Annotated in this window: 12 protein-coding genes and 1 riboswitch; of the genes, 5 read left to right on the forward strand and 7 right to left on the reverse strand. The window is 65.0% G+C overall.

Features of this window, described 5'->3' with window-relative positions:
* Window positions 1-169 precede the first annotated feature (169 nt).
* Window positions 170-2,197, forward strand: coding sequence for a sodium-translocating pyrophosphatase (locus AC1PLS_RS16600; protein ID WP_054593074.1), 2,028 nt, complete (start codon window positions 170-172; stop codon window positions 2,195-2,197).
* A gap of 273 nt (window positions 2,198-2,470) precedes the next feature.
* On the opposite strand, the gene AC1PLS_RS16605 is transcribed toward AC1PLS_RS16600, so the two are convergent.
* Window positions 2,471-2,953, reverse strand: a complete 483-nt coding sequence (locus AC1PLS_RS16605) for a hypothetical protein (RefSeq protein WP_481104508.1) — start codon at window positions 2,951-2,953, stop codon at window positions 2,471-2,473.
* Window positions 2,954-3,151: 198 nt separating this feature from the next.
* Here AC1PLS_RS16605 and ppa point away from each other — a divergent pair, with 198 nt between their 5' ends.
* Window positions 3,152-3,688 (forward strand): inorganic diphosphatase, encoded by a 537-nt coding sequence (gene ppa / locus AC1PLS_RS16610; protein ID WP_005990841.1) that lies wholly within the window; start codon window positions 3,152-3,154, stop codon window positions 3,686-3,688.
* Between the two features lie 113 nt (window positions 3,689-3,801).
* Entirely contained in the window at window positions 3,802-4,950 is a 1,149-nt protein-coding gene (locus AC1PLS_RS16615; protein WP_024940091.1) for an HDOD domain-containing protein, read from the forward strand.
* 287 nt (window positions 4,951-5,237) lie between these two features.
* On the opposite strand, the gene AC1PLS_RS16620 is transcribed toward AC1PLS_RS16615, so the two are convergent.
* From AC1PLS_RS16620 to thiC, 4 genes are all read right to left on the reverse strand, one after another.
* The gene (locus AC1PLS_RS16620) at window positions 5,238-8,081 is read right to left on the reverse strand and encodes a TonB-dependent receptor plug domain-containing protein (RefSeq protein WP_481103868.1); all 2,844 of its coding nucleotides are present in this window, start codon (window positions 8,079-8,081) and stop codon (window positions 5,238-5,240) included.
* 48 nt (window positions 8,082-8,129) lie between these two features.
* Window positions 8,130-9,023, reverse strand: a complete 894-nt coding sequence (locus tag AC1PLS_RS16625) for a helix-turn-helix domain-containing protein (protein ID WP_024940093.1) — start codon at window positions 9,021-9,023, stop codon at window positions 8,130-8,132.
* Window positions 9,024-9,133: 110 nt separating this feature from the next.
* Window positions 9,134-11,467: a winged helix-turn-helix domain-containing protein gene (locus tag AC1PLS_RS16630; protein WP_481104509.1), complete on the reverse strand. Its 2,334-nt coding sequence runs from the start codon at window positions 11,465-11,467 to the stop codon at window positions 9,134-9,136.
* A gap of 424 nt (window positions 11,468-11,891) precedes the next feature.
* On the reverse strand, window positions 11,892-13,769 hold the full coding sequence (gene thiC / locus AC1PLS_RS16635; protein WP_481103869.1) for a phosphomethylpyrimidine synthase ThiC: 1,878 nt from the start codon (window positions 13,767-13,769) through the stop codon (window positions 11,892-11,894).
* Window positions 13,770-13,883: 114 nt separating this feature from the next.
* A riboswitch (TPP riboswitch) is annotated at window positions 13,884-13,981 on the reverse strand.
* Window positions 13,982-14,412: 431 nt separating this feature from the next.
* Here thiC and AC1PLS_RS16640 point away from each other — a divergent pair.
* The gene (locus AC1PLS_RS16640) at window positions 14,413-17,184 is read left to right on the forward strand and encodes a TonB-dependent receptor (protein WP_481104510.1); all 2,772 of its coding nucleotides are present in this window, start codon (window positions 14,413-14,415) and stop codon (window positions 17,182-17,184) included.
* 303 nt (window positions 17,185-17,487) lie between these two features.
* On the forward strand, window positions 17,488-19,464 hold the full coding sequence (locus AC1PLS_RS16645) for a prolyl oligopeptidase family serine peptidase (protein ID WP_481103870.1): 1,977 nt from the start codon (window positions 17,488-17,490) through the stop codon (window positions 19,462-19,464).
* A gap of 9 nt (window positions 19,465-19,473) precedes the next feature.
* On the opposite strand, the gene AC1PLS_RS16650 is transcribed toward AC1PLS_RS16645, so the two are convergent.
* Window positions 19,474-21,312: a methyl-accepting chemotaxis protein gene (locus tag AC1PLS_RS16650; RefSeq protein ID WP_184613083.1), complete on the reverse strand. Its 1,839-nt coding sequence runs from the start codon at window positions 21,310-21,312 to the stop codon at window positions 19,474-19,476.
* Window positions 21,313-21,391: 79 nt separating this feature from the next.
* Window positions 21,392-23,101 carry a gamma-glutamyltransferase gene (gene ggt, locus AC1PLS_RS16655; RefSeq protein WP_166770336.1) on the reverse strand — a complete coding sequence of 570 codons (1,710 nt, stop codon included), beginning with the start codon at window positions 23,099-23,101 and terminating at the stop codon, window positions 21,392-21,394.
* Window positions 23,102-23,428: the final 327 nt, after the last annotated feature.

Below are 23,428 nucleotides of genomic sequence, written 5' to 3' on the forward strand. Positions count from 1 at the left end.
GGCAGCGGCGCAGGCCGCGGCGCATACTCGCCCGCAATCCGGCCACCCGAACATCGCGACGCGCATTGCGGCCTCCATGGCCGTCGAGTCCGTATTCGCCACCCCACTCGCTGCGTGCATCGCCCTTGGTTCGTCCCGACCGGACGACATCCATTCTCTGGGAGGGGTCATGCTGGAACACTACGGGTTACCACTTGCGCTGGGATGTGCGGTCCTGGCAATCGTCTATGGCGGTGTATCGGCACGCTGGGTGATCGCGCAGCCGAGCGGCAACGCACGCATGCAGGAGATCGCCGCCGCGATCCAGGAAGGTGCACGCGCGTATCTCAACCGGCAATACCTCACCATTTCGATTGCCGGCGGCGTGCTGTTCGTCCTGGTCGGGCTGTTTCTGAGTTGGTACACCGCCATCGGGTTTGCGATTGGTGCGGTGCTATCCGGGTTGGCCGGCTATATCGGCATGAACGTGTCGGTACGCGCCAACGTGCGCACGGCCGAGGCCGCACGCCATGGCATCGGCCGTGCGATGGATGTGGCGTTCCGCGGCGGCGCCATCACCGGCATGCTGGTGGTGGGGCTAGGGTTGCTCGGGGTGGCCGGTTATTACGCGCTGCTGCAAGCGATGGGACTGCCGCTGGAGCGCAACCTGCATGCGCTGGTAGGACTGGCATTCGGTTCGTCGCTGATTTCGATCTTCGCGCGCCTGGGTGGCGGCATTTTCACCAAGGGTGCGGATGTGGGCGCAGACCTGGTCGGCAAGGTGGAAGCGGGCATCCCCGAGGACGACCCGCGCAATCCGGCGGTGATCGCCGACAACGTGGGCGACAATGTTGGCGACTGCGCCGGCATGGCGGCGGATCTGTTCGAAACCTATGCGGTCACCGTGATCGCCACGATGCTGCTCGGCAGCCTGACGTTGAGTGAAACCGGGCCGCACGCGGTGCTGTACCCGCTGGTGCTGGGCGGCGTCTCCATCATCGCGTCGATCGTGGGCGCCTCGTTCGTCAAGGTCAAAGCGGGCGGCTCGATCATGGGCGCGCTCTACAAAGGCGTGGTCGTTTCCGGCGTCTTGGCCGCACTCGCCTACTGGCCGATCACCCAGTCGCTGATGCGCGACAACACGCATGGCGCCACGGCCTTGTACGCCTGCGCATTGATCGGCCTGGTGCTTACCGGCCTGATCGTCTGGATCACCGAGTACTACACCGGCACCCAGTACAAGCCGGTGCAGCACGTGGCCGCCGCAAGCACCACCGGCCACGGCACCAACATCATTGCCGGCCTGGGCGTCTCGATGAAATCCACCGCGCTGCCGGTCATCGCGGTGTGCGCGGCAATCTGGGGCGCGTTTCATTTTGGCGGTTTGTACGGCATTGCAACCGCAGCGACGGCAATGCTGTCGATGGCCGGCATGATCGTGGCGCTGGATGCGTACGGGCCCATCACCGACAACGCCGGCGGCATCGCCGAGATGGCCGAGCTGCCGCCGGAGGTGCGCAACATCACCGACCCACTGGATGCTGTGGGCAACACCACCAAGGCGGTCACCAAGGGCTATGCGATCGGCTCGGCCGCACTGGCCGCGCTGGTGCTGTTTGCCGACTACACGCACAACCTGCAGGCGGCCAATCCCGGCGAGGTCTTCGCCTTCGATCTGTCCGACCACAGCGTGATCATCGGCTTGTTGATCGGCGGCTTGATCCCGTATCTGTTCGGCGCGATGGCGATGGAAGCGGTGGGGCGCGCGGCAGGCGCCGTGGTCGAAGAAGTGCGTCGCCAGTTCCGCGAGATTCCGGGGATCATGGCCGGCACCGCCAAGCCCCAATACGACCGCGCAGTCGACATGCTGACCCGCTCGGCGATCCGCGAAATGATCCTGCCCTCGCTGCTGCCGGTGGTGGTGCCGGTGGTGGTCGGGCTGCTGCTCGGCCCGCGTGCCCTGGGCGGCCTGTTGATCGGCACGATCGTGACCGGCCTGTTCGTGGCGATTTCGATGACCACCGGCGGTGGAGCCTGGGACAACGCCAAGAAGTACATCGAAGACGGCCATTTCGGCGGCAAGGGCAGCGAGGCGCACAAGGCCGCCATCACCGGTGACACGGTGGGCGACCCGTACAAGGACACCGCCGGACCGGCGATCAATCCGCTGATCAAGATCATCAACATCGTGGCCCTGCTGCTGGTGCCGCTGCTTTGAGGCCGACTTTTCGCAAGCCGCAGGCGGATCGAAGGTGATGGAAGTCGGGGACCCGGAACGTGCCGGCTCACGTTCCGGATCCCAGGCACCGCACCGGTCCCTGCGCCGGCTTGCACCGCTTGTCGGCCCGCTACGGGCAAGCGATAGGTCTGTGGCCTTGAGGTCCGCGTGCCGCATCGGCTCGCACGTGCCGACGCCGGGCAGGTCCGGCGCCCGCATGCAATCGCTGCACCGGGCAACACACCGCGCCACGGCTTGCGGTGCAAGCGTTCCTCAGAGGCAACCAATCAAGCCGTCATAGATCGGCGGCGCCCCACCGGGCAGTGGCTCGAACAGCGGATTGTTCACCGCCAGGGTGCGGTACATCTCGTCCAGACGCGTCCCTGCCTTCAGCGGCGCCGTGCAGCGCCAGACCCGACTGTCCGAGCGCAGGTACCCGCTGCCGGGGTCGACGCTGACCTCGCTGGCCCCGAAGGTCCAGATGCAGCTGCGCACCACGCCGCTGACCCGGTGCACCGAGCAACGCAAGCGCAGCGGCTGGTAGTCGCTGAACTCGCCGCCGCAAAAGGTGTCGCCGCAGATGTTGTCGAAATCCTGTTCCAGCCGCTGCTCCAGATCGACAAAGGCTTCCCAGCCTTCGCTATTGGCGGGCCAGTCCACCGCATCGACGAAGGTCGGCGCCGGCGTCGCCGCAGAGGCGAAATTGGCGGCACCGGCGAGCAGCAGCACAACGAGCAAACGCACAGGCTTGAACATGGCAGTTCCCGAGCAGTGGATGAGTCTGCAGCGTGCGCCGCGCCGCGGGCCGCGACGATCGGGGAGCTCCCCGGGATGAATGCGGGCTATGCCGCACACGGCGGTCAGAACATTGCCCATTCAGTGTCGCTGCACCGCAACAGCCGAACGCGTAGAATCGCGCTCCACACACTAGATGACGCCTCGGGAGTTACGCGCATGGGTCTTGAACTGGTCACCTCCGGCAAGAATCTGCCGGAAGAAATCAACGTCGTCATCGAAATTCCGAAGGATTCGGAGCCGGTCAAGTACGAGGTGGACAAGGCCAGCGGCGCGATCTTCGTCGACCGCATCCTGTCCACCCCGATGCGTTACCCCTGCAATTACGGCTATGTGCCCAACACCCTGTGCGGCGACGGCGACCCGGCCGACGTGCTGGTGGTGCTGCCGCTGCCGCTGGTGCCTGGCTCGGTGGTGCGTTGCCGTCCGGTGGGCGTACTGCGCATGAGCGATGAGGCCGGCAGCGACGAAAAGATCCTGGCAGTGCCGATCGAGAAGATCTTCTCCGGCTACGCGCATATCGAGGACATCAACCAGGTGTCCAGCCACTGGATGGAGCGCATCGGCCATTTCTTCGAGCATTACAAGGACTTGGAGAAGGGCAAGTGGGTCAAGCTGGATGGCTGGGGCGGCGCGGCCGAGGCCAAGCGCATCCTGGTGGAGTCGGTGGAACGCTATAATTCCGACGCACCCTGATCCAACGACCGTGACGCAGCCCCGCAACCGCGGGGCGATCGGGATCACGCTTCCGGCGTGATCCCGGTGACCGCCGGCGGCAGATTGGGTACATTGCCGACAGCGTTTAGCCGGTGTCTGTCACCGGTGACTCTTGGGGAAGTGTCTTGCGTATTCTGTTTGTTGGGGACGAAGCCAGTCTTCCGTCCGAATTGAGCGACTATGTCGCCGATCTGGGTGATCAGTGGCAGGTGCAGCAGGTGGCCGACGGCAATTCGGCGATCGAGGCGGCCGCGTTATCGCCGTTCGACGCGGTCATCGTCGCCCCCGTCCTGCCCGATCTCACGTCCGCCACGTTGCTGGGGCAGATCCGTACGCTGCGCCCGGACACCATCCGCATCGCCCTAATCGATGCCCAGGATGGTCAGCGCACCCCGCCTGCTCGCATCATTGGCGTGGCGCACCGCTTTCTGCCGGTGCCGCTGGCCCCGGAAGTCCTGCTCGAAGCCATCACCAGCCTGGAAGAACTGCGCGATCTGCTCGGCAATCCGCGCTTGCGCGCCGCCATCGGCCGGATCGAAAAACTGCCGTCGCCGCCGCATCTGTATCTGAGCCTGATGCATGCACTGGAAGAAGACGATGGCGCCGACGCGGCCGATATCGCCAAGCTGATCGCCGGCGATCCGGCGATTGCCGCCAAGGTGCTGCAGCTGTGCAATTCCGCATTCTTCTCCGGCGGCCGCAGCATCACCGATCTGCGCACGGCAGTGACCCGCCTGGGCGTGGCCACGCTGCGCGACCTGGTCCTGGCCAGCGAAGTGTTCTCGGTGCAGACGCTGACCCCGGCCGAGCGCAATGCGATGCAGCGCCGCGCCCTGCTCTCCTCGCGACTGGCCGCCAAGGTGTTGCCGCCGACCAGCGCAGAACTGGGCTCCACCGCCGCGCTGCTGGCCGATATCGGCTTGTTGCTGCCCGGCGTGCGCGACGAGCGCGAGCCGCCGCTGGAAGGCGGCGACGACCGCCTGGGCCATACCGAAGCCGGTGCTTACCTGCTCGGCCTGTGGGGCCTGCCGATGCCGATCATCGAAGCGGTGGCCTTCCATCGCCACCCGCAGCGCTCCAGCCTGCGCAGTTTCTGGGTGACCGGCGCGGTGCATGTGGCGACCGCATTGGCCAGCGGCGAAACCGTGGACGAAGAGTACCTGTCCAAGGTCGGTGTGCTCGCCCGCCTGCCAACCTGGCGCGAACAGGCCGATACCTTGCTGGGGCTTGCCGAGGCTTGAGCTGCCTGTGAATAAAAAAAACGCGGCGAAAGCCGCGTTTTTTTTTGCCGCACCACTGCAGCAAGGCCGCATTGAAACGCAGCCGCTGAAGTGCAGCCGGCACCTCCTTTCCGATCGGCGGCTTGCCACATCAGTGCAGATGTCATCAGTGATGGCAGTGGCGTCGGCTGACCGTCGGCACGGTCGCTTTGATCATGAGGGCCGCAGAGGCCTGCATCGCATCCACCTCACCATAAAAAAAGGACGGGCCTTGCGGCCCGTCCCTCATGCTACAGCGCGTCGATGGATCAGAAACGCTGGGTGTACTTCATGTACACGAAGCGACCGATTTCGAAGCCGCCGTAATAGGCGAAGCTGCTGTTCGGTGCCGAGTACTGCAGCGGACCGCGGTGATCGAACACGTTGTTCGCGCCGAGTGCGATCGTTGCGTCCCACGGTGCCTTCCAGTTGACCTGCAGGTCGTGGAAGGTGTTGGAACCGGTGTGGCGCAGCGGATCGGATTCGCCGTTGGCGAAATGGTCGGGGGCGTCGCAATAGCCCTCGGCCAGCGTGATGCAGCTTTCCTTCATGCCCGAGTAGTAACGCAGGGTGTAGTTGACGCCGAAATCACCCAGCGCCCAGTTCACGCCAACGTTGGAACGCACGCGGAAGATGCCCGGCTCGCCGACGCGGCCGATCATGATGGCGTTGCCCGCGCTGTCCTGGCCGGCTTCGTCGTACTTGCTGACGTAGCTGGTCTGCCAATCCAGGGTGAAAGAGCCGATTGCAGTTTCCGGCAAACGGTACTTCACGCCCAGGTCGTAGCCTTCGGTTTCCATCTGGCCGAGGTTGGCCACGCCGTAGGTCATCGAGGAGATATGGCCGTCGGCTGCACGCGTCACGCCTGCGCAGCGCTCCGAATTGCCCAGCACGTAGCAGTCGCGCAGGATACGGTCGACGCTATCGGCGATGATCATGTCGTTGATCTCGTAGCGGTACCAATCCAGCGAGATATCCAGGCCCTGCACCCAACGCGGGCTCCACACCAGACCAGCGGTCTTGCTGGTGGAGGTTTCCGGCTTCAGGTTCGGGTTGGCACCGCTGACGAATTCGTCAGGCGTCTGGCACGGGTAGGTCGTGCAAGGCACGAAGCCCTGACCTAGCTGGGTGTAGCCCAACGGTACGCCGGCATTGGTGCAGGCCGCATTGCCGTTGACGCTGTTCGGGGCACCGACGCCGCAGGGGTCGATGTAATCCTCGAAGCTGCTGCTCAGGCCGCCGTACAGATCGCTGATGGTCGGCGCACGGAAGCCTTCCGCATAGGTCGCACGCACCAGCAGGTCTTCCAGCGGACGCCAGGTCAGGCCGAACTTGGAGTTCAGCGTGTCGCCGAAGTTGCTGTAGTCCGAGTAACACGTCGCAGCGTTGAAGGTCAGTTCCTTGGCGAATGCGGCGTCGCTCAGCAGCGGCACATTCAATTCGAGGTAGACCTCGTCCAGCGAGTACTCACCCTGCGTGGTCTTGGCACCCAGGCCCGTGCTCTCGCCCGACTGCGCGAATGCGTCAGGAGAGAAGCGGCCTTCTTCCTTGCGGTGTTCATAGCCGACCGCAATGCCCAGGTCGCCAGCCGGCAGTTCAACGATCGAACCGGACAGGTTGGCAGTGAAGCTGGTGGTCTTGGTCAGGCCGGTATCGGTGAAGGTGGGGAACAGGAATTCCTGCAACGCCGGATCGGCGAGCGAACCCTGACCTGCAACGTTGTACGGCAGCAACGGGTTCCACGGACGGCACGCCGACAGCGGGGTCGGGTTGGCAGCGGTACCGCACTGTGCAACGCCCTGGCCGTTGATGAAGGACGGGCCCAGTGCCTGACGCGATGCGATCAGGCTCATGTCGCCACGGCTGCGCTTGGTGTTCTCGTTGCGATTCCACAACGCGCCAACGTCCCAGTCCCAGGTCTTGCCACCGAGATCGAAGTAGCCGCTCAAGGTCGGCGCAAAGCGCAGGGTCTTGAGCTGGTTTTCGGTGGCGCGCGGCACTTCCCACAGGCGGCGACGGAAATCGACGTCCTGGCCAACCGGATTGAACGCGCTGCCGGCTTCAAGCGGCGTGCCGAACGAACCGGACTGGTACGGATAACCCGCGATCTGTCCGTCGGTCGTGCGCTCGTTGTAAGCGATGTCGGCGTTGAAGGTGATGGCATCGGCAACGTCGTAGTTGACGTTGGCAAACACCGACTTCCGCTCGATACCGGTCTGCACCATCATCTGCTGGTTCGAGTTGGCGTACTCGGCCGGGGTGATGGGGTGATAGTCGGCCGGGTTGTTCGGGTTACCACCGGCATTGAGGGTCTGCCACACCGCGGTGTCCGGATCTGCGCAGTCGACCTGCAGCGGATTGCACCACGAGCCGTTCTGGCTGATCGGGCTCCAGCTGTTCGGGGTGGAGTTGGGACCACGCGAGCCATCGCGGCTGAACCAGCGGTTCTTGGCAAACACCGGATCCTGCTTGGAGTACTCGGCCGACAGCGTCACGCCGCCGCGCTCGCCCTGCGAACCGACAGTGAAGGAGTACTGCGTGGTATCGCCGTCGCCCTGACCGAACTGGCCGAACTGCACACTGGCTTCTGCGCCGTCGAAACGCTTGCGGGTGATGACGTTGACCACACCGGCAATGGCATCGGAACCGTAGATGGACGAAGCGCCATCCTTCAGCACTTCGATACGCTCGATTGCCGACATCGGAATCTGGCTGAGATCCTGCAGACCGGAGGTCGATGCACCCAGACGCTTACCGTTCACCAGCACCAACGTACGCTGCGCGCCGAGGTTACGCAGATCGACGTAGTAACCGCCGACGTCTTCGCCCGACGACAGCGCATCAGCGCGCGAGATCGCCGGCGAACCAGCGGAGGTCAGGTTCTGCAGCACGTCGGCGACGGAGGTCAGACCCTGCTTTTCCAGTGCCTGACGGTCAAGCGTCAAAATCGGCTGCTGGGTCTCGACATCGGCGCTGCGGATGCGCGAGCCGGTGATCTCGATACGGTCCAGCGTGGTGGTCGATTCTTGCGCGACGGCAAATGCCGGCGTCAACGCGATCGCAATACCGGCGGGCAACAGGCCCAGCCGCACTGCGGAGGTGCGAAGGTTCATCAATCTCTCCAGGGTTCGTTAGTGGCGCGTTAAGCGCCCCTGTGCAAATTACGATTGCGTGAACATCGTCGCTTTGCGCGTCACGTTCCGTGGCTTTGCCGAATCTGGCGGATTTGTCGTTTGGTCGCGGTAATGCGATGCGGAGACACCGAAACGCGCACGAAACGCACGCGCAAAGCTGCAGCAATTGTCGAACCCGCTTGCGGCAGCAACCTCACCGATCATCATCGAGGTATCGCGCAGCAGATCGGAGGCGCGTTCCAGGCGCAGGCGCGCCGACAGGGCCTGCGGGCTTTCCTCGTACAGGCTCTGGAACGTCTTGGACACATACCAGCTGGAGAAGTTGGTCAGCTGCGCCAGCTCGGCGATGCGCACCACGCGGTCGCTGTTGCCTTCCAGATACAGCCGCGCGCGTTGCATGCGACCGAAGACCTGACGGCGACGGCTGCGCGAACGCCCCGGGCAGCGCTGCTCCTGCGCGATGAAGTCGCGCTGCATCGCAGCCAGATGCAGCAACAACGGGCGTGCCGATGCACCGCCGCTCTGCGCAGCCGCATTACGCCACAGACGCAATGCAATGCGCAGATCGCCACGCGACAGCTGGCTGCGTCCCGGATACAACGTGGCGTCGGTCAACTCGGCCAGCGACTGCAGACTGTCGCCATCGAGGCTGACGCCGACACAGAGCGCGCTGCGGTCGGCCTGTACGGTGGGATGCGATTCCTTGTCGAAGGCGATCCAGTCGCCGGCGCGCAGACGGAAGCGCCCTTCCTTTGACTCCACCCAGGCGCGGCCGCGCAACTGCACCCACAGCGTGAACGTGGCCGCGGCGGTCCGGATGCTGCCCAGGCGGGAGACCGCCAGACAGGTCGTCGACGTCGGCTCGCTGGCACCGTCCAAGGAAAGTGCGAGCCCGCGATCTGCGGTGATGACCTGTTGCATGGTGGCAGCCCCCTGTACAAAAGAGGGCGTAGTGTTTTGCCGAATCTGGCGTCAGTCAGGAAGTTCCGACGAAGGTCTGCCGAAATTGCCACGAAGTCTTTCCGAAAAACTTACGAAGCGATTTTCCTCAACACGATCAACAGGTTGGATATCACACCCAACGGCGTGGCCAGGCGCTCCGGCAACGCCATGAAGGCAATCGAGCTGCCGTCTTCTTCTGCCAATGCCACATACAACGCGCCGCTGCGCTGATCCACGCTGAAACCATTGATGGTGGTGTACTTGGCCGCATCCATGCAGCGCCCGACACCGCCGCGCAGGTCGCTGTCATAGGTGGCACAGGCGTCTGTGGACGACAGGTAATGCAATTGCCCGCGCGCGCCGGGAGCCCAGCTGCGATAGCGCCAGCGCGATGGCTGCTGCGGATCGACCGGTCGCAAGGTGTCGGCGGCCAGCGACGGGGCGACCTGCCATAGCCCGCCGCCGGTCAGACGCGTCAGCAATACCTGGCCGCTGGCGCGGTCCAGCCGCAGCTGCGAGACGTCCTGCAGCGACGCCAGCGCGCGCCATGGAGCACTGCGTCTGTCGTAGAGCGTGGCAAAGGTGCGCCCGTCATCGGCGGCAGCCACCACCAACAACTGATCGGGATCGGGAACATGGATCGCCTGCAACGGTCGCGGCTGCGGCACCGGGAGCCGCAGCGCCTTGCCGGTACTCGGGGTCACTTCGAACAGTGCCGCATGCCCGTGCGCATCGCTGCCGCTGACCAGCACGTGTTGCGAGTCGGCCGACCAGTCGGCGGCCTGGCGCGCATCCGGCCGCAGGCCTTCGATCAGGCGCACCGAGCCGGGCTTGCCGACATCGCCCCACCACAGGCCGTACGCACCGGAGCGATTGGAGGCAAAGATCAACTGGCGCCCGTCCGGCGCAATCATCGGCTGATCGTCGCGCCCGCTGGAAGGAAACAGCCGGCGGCGAATGTAGCCGCCATTCATGGGGTCGTGAATGACCTGATAGACGCCAAATTGCGGTTTGCGCTGCACGAAGACCAGATGACCATGCGCCACATCCGGTGCCTGCGCATCGTCCACACCGAGGTCATGCAGGCTGCGGTCGACCAGATCGAGCCGGTAGAGCCGCGCTTCGCTGTCCACACGACGCCCGAAGATCAGCCCGCTGCCGTCGGGCAACCAGCTCCAGCCACGGATATCGGCGTTGTCGTGGGTCAGCCGCTCGGCGGTTCCGCCGCTTGCCGAAATGCGCCACAGATCGCCAAGCTGCGGATTGCGCAGAAACACGATCCAGTGCCCGTCGGGCGAATAGCGCGGCGTGTAGTCGAAGTCGCTCGACTGCGCGCTGTAGCGCAGCGGCTGCCATTGGCCGGTTTCCAGATCCAGCCGCCGCATGCGCGGCGACCCGTGCATGCCGGTCATGCTGCCGAACAGCAGGGCACGGCCGTCCGGCGACCAACTGAAACTCAGCATGTCCGCGCCATCGCAGCGCGCCACCTCGCGTGCGGCAGCCGGGCCGTTGGCAGCAGCAATCATGATGCGGCAGCTGCCATCGGGCGCCTGCCGCGAGAAGGCGATCTCGCGCCCATCCGGTGACCAGGCCGGCAGCCGATCGGAGATACCGGCCGCCGGCGTGTCCAGCACGCGCGGGTAGGCGTTGTTGGTGGTCTTGACCAGGATCGAAGTGCCTGCGCGATCGCTGGTCAGCGAGGCATAGGCCACCATCGCCCCGTCCGGCGACAGGCTGGGCATGAGATCGAATCCGCCGCCCGCAGTGATGATCTGATACGGGCGCTTGGGGCTGCCGAGCACTGCCGAGGCCGCTGCCGCGTCGCGATCCGGCGCGCGCATCCACAGCGTCCGCGCCGCCAGTCCCAGCACCACCAATAAGGCCACGCTGGCCACTGCCAAGGCCATCCATCGGCGCTGCCGCACTGCAGCCGACGCAGGCGGAACCGATGCTGGAGGCTGCCGGGTGACCGGGCTGCGCTCCACTGCAGCAGTCGCGGTGACGCCGGCGGTGCGGTTGCGCTCGCCGGGCTCCTTGTCCGATGCAGTCACCGCCGTCGCGGGCGCGGCAACATCGGCCGGACCGTCCGACGGCTGCTCCCACGCAACCGGGGCCAGCAGCCGATAGCCGGTCTTGGCAATGGTCTCGATATGCTCGAAGCGCTGGCTGCCGTTGCTGGCCAATGCCTTGCGCAGTTGCGTGACCGCCTGGGTCACCACGTCGTTGGTCGGCAAGGTGTCGGGCCAGACCTCGGCCAGCAGTTGCTCGCGCGTCACCACCTGGCCCGGCTGCCGCGCCAGCGTCAGCAATACCGCCAGGGATTTCGGCGCCAGACGCGCGGCGCGCTTGGCGCCGGGCGCATGCACCTCGCGCGAGGCGACGTCGACCACGCATTGGCCGACACGTAACCGGCCCGATGGCATGGCATTAGCGGGAGGAACACTCATCGGCAAGAAACACGCATCGGCATGCAAGGACTACAAAGAACGCAACACGCACTTCGCGCGAAACGCCAAATTCAGCAAAGGACCACAACCAACTGTGTCATGCATCCATTTGGTGCAAATTTTACTCTATGCCTCGTTGCTTCCCTACGACAGGTGGCGACGTCAGGCTCTCTCTCTCTCGCCGACGAATTCAAATAATTACGATGTCCCCTTCGCGCCTCTGGCGCGATTTTTTTATCTGCGATTCAGGAAAATGCCGCGAAATGCTTGCGGGCTGTAACCGCTTGCAACGCAGTCACCGCGCGGCACTTGCGTACCGCGCTGCGATCTGACTAAGTCGAAGCTGAATTTTTCCTAAGCAGCCAGTCGGTCTGCTGCAACGCGACGATGCTGCCGCATGTCACGTGGCGCGATACACCTGCGCGCCTTGCGCCAGAAACTGTGCCGACTTCTCTTCCATTCCCGCCGACAAGGCATGCGCCTCGCCCATACCGTGCTCGGCCGCATAATCGCGCACGTCCTGGGTGATCTTCATCGAGCAGAAATGCGGCCCGCACATCGAGCAGAAGTGCGCCAGCTTGTGCGCCTCCTTGGGCAGGGTTTCGTCGTGGAACTCCCTGGCCTTTTCCGGATCCAGCCCGAGATGGAACTGGTCGTCCCACCGGAATTCGAAACGCGCCTTGCTCAAGGCGTTGTCACGCACCTGCGCACCGGGATGCCCCTTGGCCAGATCCGCAGCATGTGCGGCGATCTTGTAGGCCATGATGCCGTCGCGTACGTCCTGCCGGTTGGGCAGGCCCAGATGTTCCTTGGGCGTGACATAGCAAAGCATCGCGGTGCCGAACCAGCCGATCATCGCCGCACCGATGGCGCTGGTGATGTGGTCGTAGCCGGGCGCGATATCGGTGGTCAGCGGCCCCAGGGTATAGAACGGCGCCTCGCCGCATTCGCGCAGCTGCTTGTCCATGTTTTCCTTGATCAGCTGCATCGGCACATGCCCCGGACCTTCGATCATGGTCTGCACATCGTGCTTCCAGGCGATTCTGGTCAGCTCGCCCAGCGTTTCCAGCTCGCCGAACTGGGCTGCATCGTTGGCATCGGCAATGCAGCCCGGGCGCAGGCCATCGCCCAGCGAAAACGCCACGTCATAGGCCTTCATGATCTGGCAGATGTCTTCGAAGTGCGTGTAGAGAAAGTTTTCCTTGTGATGGGCCAGGCACCACTTGGCCAGGATCGACCCGCCGCGCGAGACGATGCCGGTCACCCGCTTTGCCGTCAGCGGCACATAGCGCAGCAGCACGCCGGCGTGGATGGTGAAGTAATCCACGCCCTGCTCGGCCTGCTCGATCAAGGTGTCGCGAAAGATTTCCCAGGTAAGCTCTTCCGCACGCCCGTCGACCTTTTCCAGCGCCTGATAGATCGGCACCGTGCCGATCGGCACCGGCGAATTGCGGATGATCCATTCGCGCGTTTCGTGGATGTGCTTGCCGGTGGACAGGTCCATCACCGTGTCGCCGCCCCAGCGGATCGACCACACCAGCTTTTCGACCTCTTCCGCAATGCCGGACGACACCGCGCTGTTGCCGATGTTGGCGTTGATCTTGGTCAGGAAGTTGCGACCGATGATCATCGGCTCGCTTTCCGGGTGATTGATGTTGTTGGGCAGGATCGCGCGGCCGCGTGCGATTTCGTCACGCACGAATTCCGGTGTGATGCGTTGCTGGATCGCGGCACCGAAGGCTTCGCCCGGATGCTGCTTGCGCAGCATCGCGTCGGCCACCGCTTCCAGGCGCTGGTTTTCGCGGATCGCCACGAACTCCATTTCCGGGGTGATGATGCCGCGCCGCGCGTAATGCATCTGGGTGACGTTGGCACCCTCGCGCGCCACGCGTGGCAGGCGCCGTGCAGGAAAGCGCACCGCATCCAGGCGCGCATCGTGCTCGCGGCCGCGGCCGAAGCTGGAACTCAGGCCATCCAGCGCCACGGTATCGCCACGCTCGGCGATCCAGCGCGCGCGCAGCGGCGCCAGACCGGCGGCAAGATCGATCGCGGCATGCGGGTCGGTATACGGCCCGGAGGTGTCGTAGACGCTGAGCGGCGCGTTGTCCTCGCCACCGAACAGGGTCGGTGTGCGGGTCAATGCAATCTCGCGCATCGGCACCTGCAGGTCGGCGCGCGAACCCTGCACGAAGACCTTGCGGGAGCCTGGAATCGGCTGGGTCACAGCCTCGGACAGCGACTGGGCTTGTTGCTGCAAAACGGTCGGCGCGGCATTCATGGCGTTCGTCCTGTGTGCTGGAAGACCAGCACCCACGGCGCTGGCCCTGCGAAGGATTCGCAGGCGGACGAAGCGGCGGCGCTCAATGGCGATGCACCCGTGCAGGCACGGACCATCGCATCTAACGAAGCTTCCCTACGCCGGTATCAGCCGGATCAGGTTCGAAGGGACTATCTCAACCGCAGCGTACTGCGGTACCCCCACTTCGGCGGCGATTAAACCACATCGCACCCTGCGCGGCTGAAAAAATATCGCGGGGCGTCGGCAATGCGCCCGCACCGAGTGCGCCAGCGACGCATGCCGTTCTGGGCAGCGAACGCTGCCCACCTGGCAGAGCGTGCAGCAGTAGCCTCGCCTTTCACAGCGACATATGTCTCCGCCTGCCGCCGCAGGTCGGCGGTGCACATGCACGGCCTCGCCACGGCATTGCATGGCGCACCCGCGCACTGTGCGCGGCGCAGCGCGACAAGGCGCCGATTGGCGAAAAACGGTGGCGACACGCGCTCGTTAAATTCCCGCTAAGCCTGCGTGTCGTGCCGATGAAGACGTACATGCGCAGGTGCCATCCAACGGGGATCGCGCTGTCGTTCCTCCTCTACCGGGAATCGCCGTACACATGACTATGTCCACGCTCCACCCGACCCTGCGTCGGGGCTCGCTCGCGATCGCCATCGGCCTGTGCATCACCACCAGTGCCGTTGCCCAGGAACAGACCGACAAGAGTCCGACCAATCTGGACAAGATCGAAGTCACCGGCTCGCGCATCCGCTCTGTCGATGTGGAAAATTCGCAACCGGTGCTGGTGCTCACGCGTCAGGACATCGAAAAGCAGGGTCTGACCTCGGTGGCCGACGTGCTCAAGCGCATCCCCTCCAATGGCGCAACGATGAACTCCACCGTCAACAACGGCGGCGACGGCTCGGCCACCGTGAGCCTGCGCAACCTGGGTGCCTCGCGCACCCTGGTCCTGGTCAACGGACGGCGCTGGGTGTCGGGCCTGTCCGGCTCGGTGGATCTCAACACCATCCCGTCGGCCATCGTGGAGCGCGTGGAAGTGCTCAAGGACGGCGCCTCGTCGATCTATGGCTCCGATGCCATCGCCGGTGTGGTCAACATCATCACCCGCAGCGATTTCGATGGTGCCGAAGTCAATGCCTACGTCGGCCAGTACGGCCAGGGCGACGGTCAGCGCACCTCGTTCGATGCCACCGTGGGCGCCACCAGCGAGCGCGGCAATCTGGTGATCGGGCTGTCCAGCGTCAAGGAAGATGCGGTGATGGCAGGCGACCGCGAGATCTCGGCCGAGCCGGTGTATGGCGCAGGGTCGTCGGCGTACAGCAGCTACTCGGCAAGTGGCCGTCTGCGTGCAGGTGGCAACAGCGGTGCCTGGACCGTGTTGCCCGGCAGCGCAACCGCCAGCGGCGACAGCAATTATCCGCGCTACGGTCTGGACCAGTACACCGCCTTCAATACCTCCGACTACGGCTACAACTACGCCAAGGACAATTACCTGGTCACGCCGCAGAAGCGTGATGCCTTGTACGTGCAGGGCAACTACGCACTTACCGAGAACGTGCGCTTCAAGTTCGATGGACTCTACAACCGCCGCCAATCGTCACAGCAGCTGGCCGGCTTTCCGCTGGCCTCGGTCAACACCGGCATCCTGATGAGCGGCGACAGCTACTACAACCCGTACAACAGCGCCTACGGCGGCGACGGACGCGATGTGGGCTGGTCGCATCGGTTGACCGAATTCGCGCGCACCTACCAGCAGGACGTCAAGACCTCGCACGTGTATACCGGGCTGGAAGGCGACTTCCAGTTTGCGGACAGGCAGTTCAGTTGGGACGTGGGCTTTGCGCACAATCAGACCGACCAGACCGAAACCCAGTACGGCGACGTCAACCTGCTCAACCTGGGCAACGCGCTCGGCGCATCCGCCATCGTCAATGGCACCCTGTCGTGCCTGGACAGCGGCGGCGCAGTCATTGCCGGCTGCGTGCCATTCAACCCACTGTCGCCGGCCGGTGGCGTGACTCAGGAGATGCTGGACTACATCCTGTTCACCGCGCACAACACCTATCAGTACAAGAACAGCAGTTTCACCGCCAACCTCACCGGCGATCTGTTCGAGCTTCCTGCCGGCTGGATGAGCTTTGCCGCCGGCGTCGAGCATCGCGAGGAAAGCGGCTTCTCCTCGCCGGATGCGTTGATTTCGGCCGGTTACACCTCGGGCAATTCGTTTACGCCCACCTCCGGCTCGTACACGCTCAACGACTACTACACCGAAGTGGCGATTCCGCTGCTGAAGGATGTGGCCGGTGCGCAATTGCTGGAACTGAGCGCAGCCGTGCGTTACTCGGACTACAACACCTTCGGCAGCACCACCAACAGCAAATTCGGTTTCAAGTGGAAACCGGTCGCCGACCTGTTGATCCGTGGCAACTACGCTACCGGCTTCCGCGCGCCATCGATCGAAAACCTGTACCTGGGCGCATCGGACAGCTTCGATACCTATTCCGATCCCTGCTCGACCAACAGCACCTCCTACACCGGCGCGATTGCCACCGCGTGCGCGGCCGGCGGCGTACCGGCCAATTACGTGGCCGAGTACAACAGCGCCAGCGGCAACTCCGGCCAGACCATCTATCCGTTCACCTACACCAGCAACGCCAACCTGCAGCCGGAAAAGTCTAAGAACGCCACGCTCGGTTTCGTCTACAGCCCCGCCTCGGTGCAAGGCCTGGATGTGTCGCTGGACTGGTGGAAGATCAGGATCACCGACGCCATCACCGAATTCAGCGCCAACCAGATCCTGTCGCAGTGTTACCAGTTCAATGTCTCGGCGTTCTGCGACCTGGTCACCCGCGATGCCACCGGCGCTATCACCGGCCTGGTGATCCAGCCGGTGAACGTCGGCGAGCAACGCATGGAAGGCTACGATTTCACCGCGCGCTACAAACTGCCGCAGACCGCGATCGGTCAGTTCATGCTGACGCTGGATTCGACCTACGTGGCCGTCAACGAGCAGAAGCAGGACGACAATGCGGCCTGGGAAAGCTACAACGGCATCTACCACACCGATAACCCGAACTGGCGCACGCGCGGCACGCTCACCCTGGACTGGAGCTACGGCAACCTGGCCGCCAACTGGGCCGTGCGGTACTACTCGGGCATGAAGGACTACGACTCGGAGCTGGACGACACCGGCAACTATCGCCACGTCGCGGCGACTGCGTTCAACGACATGCAGGTGTCTTACCAGCTGCCGTGGAATGCGACTGTGCGCGTGGGTTTGAACAATGTCTTCGACCGCGACCCGCCGGTGGCGCTCAGCGCCTCTGCCAACTCGTTCGACTCGGCCTATGCCATCCCGGGACGCTACAGCTACCTGCAGTACACCCAGCGCTTCTGATCGCGCGCCCTTGGGCCGCCGGGCCCGCTGGCTGGATACGCCGGTTGTCACAACGGCCTCCCTCGGGAGGTCGTTGTGCATGTGCCAGGGCTGACACGCAGGCGGCCGCTTGGCACGCAGCACGCCAGCGGCGCCATGCAGGGACATTTCCACGGCACATCCCCCCGCTAGCCTGCAGTCACTACAACAAGAAACCCGCTCTCTCTCCCTGCCGCCGATCTTCGGCGGCTTTTTTTTGGACCTACTTGCCACAGCCGTCGCCGGTTCGTTATCGTTCTGTGAAACAGGGGATGGACGACGCAGATGCAGAGGATGCACCGGTTTGGCTGGGCGGCAGTGCTGCTGACGGGAATATTTTTTTCAGGGACCGCGCAGGCCGCCTCTGCGCCGCCTGTCGAGGCATTCGTCGAATCCGGTCCGATCACCTCGCCGGCGATGTCACCCGATGGAAAGCATCTGGCGGTCAGTGCGAATCTGGGCGATGGCAACTACGCGCTGGTGGTCTACCGCATCGCCGGCATGCAATCCACCACGATGCTGCGCTTGCCGCGTTATGAATTGCCGGTGCGCATTGCCTGGGTCAGCGACCGGCGGCTGGTGATCGGCAAGGGGCGCAAACTCGGCTCGCTGGAAGAACCCGTGCCGATGGGCGAGATCATCGCCACCGATCTGGATGGCAGCAATCAGCGCTATGTGTACGGCTACCTGCAAAGCACGCGCAATGCGGGCCTGGAGCGCGGATTCGGCTATATCGAGGGCCTGCCGAGTCGCCGCAACGGGCACTTCTACATGCGGCGTCTGTCACTGGACTCGCGCCACTCGATGCTCTACGACGTCGACGCCAACACCACCACCCATCGCCTGATGGCCGACATCGACGTCCCCGATCTGCGATTCGTGCTCGACCACGATGGCGTGGCGCACTACGCGTACGGCACCGACGACAACGATAACCCGTTGCTGTTCCGCCGCTCGGGCAATGGCTGGTCGCCAATGAGCCAGGTCCAGGCTAGCTGGCGACCGATCGCATTCGCGCGGCAGCCGGGCCGCCTCTATGGCTGGTACAGCGACGCGGGTGGCCCTGCAGTCCTGGTGGCCACCGATCCCGATGGCCAGCAGCGCAGGGTGCTTGCGTCGGACCCGTTCTACAGCGTGGATGACCTGCAATGGGGTTCGGCGCCGCAAACGCCGTTTGCTGCACGGCTGGGGCCAGGGCGGCCGACACTGCGCTATTTCGAGCAGGACACCGCCGAAGCGCAACTGCACCGGAGCCTGAGCCAGACCCTGGCCGGCCAGTACGTGGACTTCATCAATTTCACCGAGGACGGCAATGGCCTGCTGCTGAGGGCCTACAGCGACCGCGATGCCGGAGCCTGGTACATCTTCGACCGGCCGAGCAATACGCTCAAACTCGTCATCAAGGCACGCAATGCATTGCAGGCAGCGCAGATGAGCGAGCGGCGCATGGTGACCTTTCAAGCCAGCGACGGCTTGACCCTGGACGGCGTGCTCACCGTTCCCGGCAACGCCGCAAATGGGGTGCGCCTGCCGATGATCCTGCTGCCGCACGGCGGCCCGCACGCAGATGGCGATGGCTGGGCCTTCGATACCGACGCCCAGTTCCTGGCCAGCCGCGGGTATCTGGTGCTGCAGGTCAACTATCGCGGCGGCCTGGGTCGTGGCAACCGGTTCGAGCGCGCCGGATATCGCCAGTGGGGCGAACGCATCCAGGACGATCTGATCGACGGCGTACGCTGGGCGGTGGGCCAGGGACTGGCCGATCAGACGCGCATCTGCAGCTACGGCGCCAGTTTCGGCGCGTATGCCGCCATGATGGTGCAGGTCAAGGCGCCGGAGTTGTTCCGCTGCGCGGTCGGTGTGGCCGGCATCTACGATCTGCAGATGATGTACAGCAAGGGCGACATCAATCGCAGCGAGTACGGCCTGAATTATCTGGAGCGCGCCATCGGCCGTGATGCCGCCGAACTGGCCGCACACTCCCCGGTGATGTTGGCCGAGCGCATCAAGGTGCCGGTGCTGCTCGTGCACGGCGAAGAGGACGAACGCGCCCCGTTTGCACAGGCCAAGAGCCTGCGCGCGGCATTGACGCGCAGCGGCAACGCGCCGCAGTGGATGGCCGTTCCCAAGGAAGGCCACGGCTTCTACAAGGAGGCCAACCAGGTCACCTTCTACCGCACGCTCGAACGCTTTCTTGCCGAGCAGTTGGGCGACACCACCACAGCGACGACGTCCAGTGCCGTATCCGCCGCGCCGCAGTGACCACGCAAGCTAGTCCAGCGTATAGCCCACCCGCAAACCGCCCCAGTGCTTGCGGCCGACGTAGATCGGGGCCGACAGGTCGAACATGATCTGGCCGGTGTCGCGGCGGTAGACCTGCAGGCGATACGGGTCGGTGTGCGCGCCCACGCTGCGGCCGACGCGGTCGGTGAACTTGCGCTTGGTGCGGTTGCCGACCAGATCGCGCTTGGGATCGCCGGTCAGCGGCTGGGTGAAGCGCAGATTATGCGTGGGCACATAGCCGTCGGGATTGGCGCAGATGGCGAACACGATCCACGGATGCGCATCCAGCAGCGGCTCCTGCAAGGCCGGCAACACCTCGTCGCAAAGCGCATCGAAGTCGGTGCTGAACTTGGCCGGCTCCACGCCGGCAATCGGCGTGTAGGTGCGGGCGAACAGCGCCGCTTCGTCGATCTGGCCGCGTGCGATGGCCTGCGCCAGGGCAGTGCCGATACGAGCGGCGGTCGCCACGGTGAGTTCCTTGACGCGCGCGTGCCGGGGCACTGTCAGCGGGTCGGCCGGCAGACGGAACAGGCCCACGCAATCGCGCAGCGTTTCGGTACCGCGCTCCAGCGCCTCGCTGCGTTCGGCCACGTGCGCGGCATGCTGCAGGTTGCTGCGACCTAGCGCCACCACGCCATCGACGGCACGTTCGATGCCGCGAATCTCACCGTCCTGCGCCTGGATCCGCCCGGCCACGGTGGTCATCGCGCTGCTGGCCTGGCCGAGCACGCGGGTGATGCCGTCGAGTACCGCTTCGGTGCCGCGCGCGGAGGCCGCACCCTCGCCCACCGCGGCGCTGGTTTCGGCCAGGATCGCGCGCACGTCGCGCGCTGCCGCTGCCGCCCGTTCGGCTAGGCGGCGGATCTCAGTGGCGACCACCGCGAACCCGCGCCCCGCATCGCCGGCATGCGCGGCTTCGATACCGGCGTTGATCGACAGGATATTGGTCTGGAACGCCACCGAGTCGATGACTTCGATGACCTCGCCGGCACGCGCGGCGCGACGTTCCACTTCGTGCATGGCCTGGCCCAGCGCATGTGCGGCGGCGACGCCCTGACGTGCGCTGTCGTCGGCACTGGCGGCCAGCGCAATCACCTGCGCCAGATCGGCGTTGACGTCCTGCAGGCTCGAAGAGAGCCGCTGCACCGCCGTGCGGGCGCCATCCAGTGCATCGGCCTGCGCCTGCGACTGACGCACCATGCCGTCGTTTTCGGCCACCAGCGGCGGCACTTCGGCGGCGATCTGCACCGACAACGCCACGGCCTGGCGGATCGCTTCGGCCAGATTGCCGAAGCCGGCCTGCAGCCGGCGCCCCATGTCGGTCTCCGCCAGACCGGGCGGCAGCAGCAGTTCCAGCTCGCAACCAGCCAACGCGTTGGCGGTGCGCTCCAGCACGGTGCGGTCTTCGTGTTCGGCCTGCAGGCGCGCCACCAGCGGCTGCAGCAGCGGCGAGATCGGCACCGGTCGGCTGTCGTCGGCCAGACGGGTGGCTTCGCGCAGCAGGATCGCGGTTTCCACATGCGGCAACGACAGCATCCAGCCACCGTGCTCGCGGTCGCGCACATAGCGCACGCGCCGGGCCGGGTCGTCGCCCGGGGCCGCCCAGACGCCGTCTTCGCCGATCAGATCGGCTGCGCACAATCCCCACAACACCGACGCCGGTGCGCCTTGCAGCTCGCCGGCGGTCTTGCCCAGGACGTCCAGGCCTGCGCGGTTGCAGGCCACCACGCAGGCCTCGGCCGATAGCCGCAACAGCGCGACCGGTGCATCGGGGAGCAGCGCCGCATGCGTTTGCGACGGCGGATCGGGCTGTTGCATCGAGCTCATGGGCTTTCCTAATCCATCACCATCATTAGCGGCGCACTGCGGTTGCAATTGAGCGGCGCCACGCACCGCAAGCGCCCGCTCAGTAGCCGGCGGCCTGCCCGTCCTTGCGGCTTTCCGAAGCGCCGTAATACACCCCGCTGGCCGGGTCGCGCGCGATCGCCTGGTACCCGCCATACGGGCCATCGGCAAAGATCACCCGGTGGCCTTTGCGCATCAGCGCGCGAATGGTGTCGTAGGAGAAGCCGGTTTCCAGGTTGACCTCGCCGCCGTCGCTCATCGCGGTGGCCTGGCCGGTCGGCTCGGTGGAGCCTTCATGCTGGATGCGTGGCGCGTCGCCGGCCTCCTGCAGATTCATATGGAAGTCCACCAGGTTCATCACGATCTGCACGTGTCCCTGCGGCTGCATCGCCCCGCCCATCACCCCGAAGCTCAGCCACGGCTTGCCGTCCTTGGTGACGAAGGCGGGAATGATGGTCTGGAACGGCCGCTTGCCCGGCGCGTAGCCGTTGGGGTGATCCTTTTTCAGCACGAACATCTCGCCGCGGTCCTGCAGGATGAAGCCCAGCCCGGGCGGGGCCATGCCGCTGCCCATGCCGCGGTAATTGGACTGGATCAGCGACACCATCATGCCGTCGGCATCGGCCACGGTCATGTAGATGGTGTCGCCTTCTTCCAGCTGCTTGGGCGTGCCCGGCTGCACTTCCTTGAGCGCCTTGTCCATGGAGATCAGCGCGCGACGCTGCGCGGCGTAGTCCTTGGAAATCAGCCTGGCCAGCGGCGCCGGCTGGAACGCCGGGTCGGCATAGAAGCGCGCGCGGTCGGCGAAGGCCAGCTTCTTGGCTTCGGTGAACAGGTGCACATGCTCGGCCGAGCCGTACGGTATCTTGGAGAAATCGTAGCCTTCCAGGATATTGAGCATCTGCAGCGCGGCGATGCCCTGGCTGTTGGGCGGCAACTCCCAGACGTCATAACCACGGTAGTTGGTGGACACCGGCTCCACCCACTCGCCGGTGTGGCTGGCCAGATCCTCGTAACTCAGGTAGCCGCCATTGGCCTTGAAATAGGCGCCGATGGTGCGGGCGATGTCGCCCTTGTAGAACGCATCGCGGCCACCGTCGGCGATCTGCTGCAAGGTGTTGGCCAGGTTCGGGTTCTTCCACAGCTCGCCCTTGCGCGGAGCATGGCCGTCGATGGTGAACTGCTCCTTGAAGCCGGGGTACTGCGACAGCCGCGGCACCGAGCGGTCCCAGTAATAGGCGATGGTCTCGGCCACCGGATGGCCTTCACGGGCGTAGCGGATCGCCGGGGCCAGGTTCTGCGCCATCGGCTTGCGCCCGAAGCGCTCGTGCAGCGCGAACCAGCCATCCACCGCGCCCGGCACCGAGACCGGCAACGGGCCGGTCGGCGGTATGTCCTTCAGCCCACGGCGCTGGAACTCGGCCAGGGTCAGCGACCTGGGCGAGCGGCCCGAACCGTTGTAGCCGTAGAGCTTGCTGGTCTTGGGGTCCCAGACGATGGCGAACAGATCCCCGCCGACGCCGTTGCCGGTGGGCTCCATCAGGCCCAACGCGGCATTGGCGGCAATCGCCGCATCCACCGCCGAGCCGCCGTCCTTCATCACATCCAGCGCGATCTGGGTGGCCAACGGCTGCGAGGTCGCCGCCATCGCATGCGGGGCGATGACTTCGGAGCGGGTGGCGAACGGCTGCCCGGTGATCCGGTCGGCAGCAGTGAGGGGCGGCGCGAGCAGCGCCAGGGCAGACATCAACAACACAGGTACGCGACGCATGACAGAAGATCCCCGGACACCACAGGTAAGTGGCCAACCATACCAGCGGGTCGGGCCGCCTCGCTCGACAAGCGCTGCCTGTCAGCACAAATACCGCGCATTTAGTGACTCGCATCGCCCGTCACCACCCTGCAACGATGCGGTTTCAACAGCAACCATGCTGCTGCCACGCGGTTTCGCGCGGCACAGCGCCGATTGATGCGGCCGTTTCATGCGCAAGGGTTGACACCCCACCTGCAGCGATGGTTATCTCAGCCACATGTCGCACCGCCACACCACCTCGAACGCCCCAGTGTCCGCGCCCATCGGCGCGTCGGCAGCGTCGCT

This window comes from Xanthomonas sp. NCPPB 3218 (assembly GCF_056725185.1).

Bases quoted from the DNA above. Each gene is read 5' to 3' on its own strand.
- AC1PLS_RS16605 (WP_481104508.1), bottom strand. From the start codon at position 2,953: ATGTTCAAGCCTGTGCGTTTGCTCGTTGTGCTGCTGCTCGCCGGTGCC.
- AC1PLS_RS16630 (WP_481104509.1), bottom strand. From the start codon at position 11,467: ATGCCATCGGGCCGGTTACGTGTCGGCCAATGCGTGGTCGACGTCGCC.
- AC1PLS_RS16620 (WP_481103868.1), bottom strand. From the start codon at position 8,081: ATGAACCTTCGCACCTCCGCAGTGCGGCTGGGCCTGTTGCCCGCCGGT.
- AC1PLS_RS16625 (WP_024940093.1), bottom strand. From the start codon at position 9,023: ATGCAACAGGTCATCACCGCAGATCGCGGGCTCGCACTTTCCTTGGAC.
- AC1PLS_RS16645 (WP_481103870.1), top strand. From the start codon at position 17,488: ATGCAGAGGATGCACCGGTTTGGCTGGGCGGCAGTGCTGCTGACGGGA.
- ppa (WP_005990841.1), top strand. From the start codon at position 3,152: ATGGGTCTTGAACTGGTCACCTCCGGCAAGAATCTGCCGGAAGAAATC.
- AC1PLS_RS16650 (WP_184613083.1), bottom strand. From the start codon at position 21,312: ATGAGCTCGATGCAACAGCCCGATCCGCCGTCGCAAACGCATGCGGCG.
- AC1PLS_RS16600 (WP_054593074.1), top strand. From the start codon at position 170: ATGCTGGAACACTACGGGTTACCACTTGCGCTGGGATGTGCGGTCCTG.
- ggt (WP_166770336.1), bottom strand. From the start codon at position 23,101: ATGCGTCGCGTACCTGTGTTGTTGATGTCTGCCCTGGCGCTGCTCGCG.
- thiC (WP_481103869.1), bottom strand. From the start codon at position 13,769: ATGAATGCCGCGCCGACCGTTTTGCAGCAACAAGCCCAGTCGCTGTCC.